This window comes from Mesorhizobium sp. M7A.F.Ca.US.002.01.1.1 (genome assembly GCF_004022955.1).
Classification (GTDB): domain Bacteria; phylum Pseudomonadota; class Alphaproteobacteria; order Rhizobiales; family Rhizobiaceae; genus Mesorhizobium; species Mesorhizobium ciceri.
On sequence record NZ_RZQE01000726.1, the window covers coordinates 1 to 2,132 of the forward strand.

General features: G+C 61.7%; 4 protein-coding genes. 3 read left to right on the forward strand and 1 reads right to left on the reverse strand.

What is annotated here, in order from left to right:
• A partial coding sequence (locus EN932_RS34700) for an alpha/beta hydrolase (protein ID WP_164890798.1) occupies positions 1-789 on the reverse strand: 789 nt, incomplete at its 3' end.
• Positions 790-887: 98 nt separating this feature from the next.
• Between EN932_RS34700 and EN932_RS34705 the strand changes: the two genes are divergently transcribed.
• The 3 genes from EN932_RS34705 to EN932_RS34715 all read left to right on the forward strand — a co-directional run.
• Positions 888-1,409 (forward strand): helix-turn-helix domain-containing protein, encoded by a 522-nt coding sequence (locus EN932_RS34705; protein ID WP_127385308.1) that lies wholly within the window; start codon positions 888-890, stop codon positions 1,407-1,409.
• Positions 1,410-1,486: 77 nt separating this feature from the next.
• On the forward strand, positions 1,487-1,720 hold the full coding sequence (locus tag EN932_RS34710) for a hypothetical protein (RefSeq protein WP_013529228.1): 234 nt from the start codon (positions 1,487-1,489) through the stop codon (positions 1,718-1,720).
• Between the two features lie 164 nt (positions 1,721-1,884).
• Positions 1,885-2,132, forward strand: a 248-nt coding sequence (locus EN932_RS34715; protein ID WP_206619000.1) for a heme-binding protein, incomplete at its 3' end; no start/stop codon positions are given.

Consider the following 2,132-nt stretch of genomic DNA (forward strand, 5'->3'; position numbering starts at 1 on the left):
GTCGTCCGGATGCAGCTCGTGGCCGCCACCTTCGATGCGAATGAGTCTTGCGCCGGTGACCGTCTCGGCCAGCGCCTCGCCGTGTTCGACCGGAAAGATCGGATCCGCCGTGCCGTGAATGACCAGCAGCGGCGCCGCGATCTCGTGCAGGCGGCCCTTCCAGGCGGCGCCGCCCTTGAGCATGAAATGGTTGGTCGCGCTCAGGAAGCCGCCGGAGCGGTCGTAATCCTGCTCGACAAAGGCCCGTATCCCCGCCGCATCGAATGAATGCGTGGTGCTGGCGATCGCCCGCGCATCCCTGACGATGAAATCGACCACTTGACCACGGTCCGACCAATCGACTTTGGCGCCCTCGGCCGAGTGTTCCATGTAGGCTTCGGTCGTCCCGGGAAGGCCGGATGTGTCGATTCCCACCGGCGAACTGCTGATCACAGTCAGAGATACGACACGCGAGGGATGTTTCAACGCCACAAGCTGCGCGATCATGCCGCCCATCGACATCCCGACGACATGCGCCTTGCCGATGCCGTGGTCGTCCAGAACATGCATTGCATCGTCGGCCATATCATCGAACGTGTAGGGCGGCTCTCCCGGTTTGGATTTCGTCGAACGGCCGGTATCGCGATTGTCGTAGCGGATCACGAACAGGCCGGCACCGGCCAGTTTCCGGCAGAACGCCTCCGGCCACCACAGCATCGAGGCCATCGCTCCCATGATCAGCAACAGCGGCGGGTTCGCCGGATCGCCAAAGACTTCGGATATAATCTCAGGGCGTTCGGTGGTCCTCATCACGCAGTCTCCTCTCTGCAAAACTGATTGCATTTTGCAATCGGTTGCACGATAATAAAACTGATACGATAATGCAACCGGTTTTGGAGAAAAATCTCATGAGCATGGATCGCCGGTCCGGGTGCCCGATCAATCTGTCGCTGGAAGTCTTCGGCGACCGCTGGAGCCTGATCATCCTTCGCGACATGATCTTCGGCGGCAGGCGCCATTTTCGCGAGCTGCTCAACGGATCGATGGAAGGCATCGCCTCAAACATCCTCGCCGACCGGCTGAAGCGCCTGATGGAGCTGGGCATGCTGACCAAGGCCAACGATCCCTCGCACAAGCAGAAGGCGATTTACAGCCTGACCGAGATGGCGATCACGCTGGTTCCGATCCTGGCCCATCTCGGCGCCTGGGGCCGCGTCTGGCTGCCGGTCAGCGACGAATTGTCGATCCGCGCCGAACTGCTGGAAAAGGGCGGACAGCCTATGTGGGACAAATTCATGGACGAGTTGCGGCACGAGCATCTCGGCATGCCGCTCGATACAATGTCTGGCCTTTCTGTCCGCGCGACCTTGCAGGCCGCCTACGAGGCGGTGGTTGCCAGCAAGGCCCTCGCCGCCAGCCCGGCCGCGTAACCAACTTATTTTCCCGTTTTGGGGCCGGCTCTGCTAGAAGAAGCGGAAAATCACAATTCACGGGATTGGATAAGGTCTTGGTTGAGAACTCTCGGGATGCTGCCCGCGCACGCGCCGACCTGCGCTTCAAGAAGCAGGAAGAGGCGGCAACCGTCCGCCAGAAGGCGATGGCCGAATACGCCGCCGAGAGCGATGCTCGCCAGGCCAAGACCAACAAGCTGCGGGCACTGCGTCTCGCCAAGGAAGCGGAAGACCTCGCCAACGCGCCGGCGGAACCCGCCAAGAAACCGGCCCGCGCCAAGAAGAAGTAGCCCAGCCACGTCTGGAGCCATACAAGCGGCAACGCTTATCCGGAAGAGCGGGCGAAGGCTGCTTTCCATCCTGCCTTTTCACGCGAAGCAATTTCAACCGGAACGGGGATGTTATCTCGCCCGCCGACGATCGATGATCGACGCGTTTCAAACAGGAGACCGCCATGACCGCACTGCCGCTCGAAAAAGCCAGGCAAATCATCGAAACCGCCTTTGCCAAGGGCTCCGATCTCAAGCTCAAGCCGCTCGGCGTCTCGGTGCTCGACGCCGGCGGGCATCTGGTCGCCTTCCAGCGCCAGGACGGCGCCTCGTTCCTGCGTCCGCAAATGTCGGCCGGCAAGGCCTATGGTGCGCTCGCCATCGGCATGGGCTCGCGCAAAGTCGAGGCCTTCGCCAAGGAGCGCCCGCATCT

What these genes read in the sequence shown, in the direction of transcription:
- EN932_RS34705 (WP_127385308.1), top strand. Translation starts at nt 888, where the DNA reads ATGAGCATGGATCGCCGGTCCGGGTGCCCGATCAATCTGTCGCTGGAA.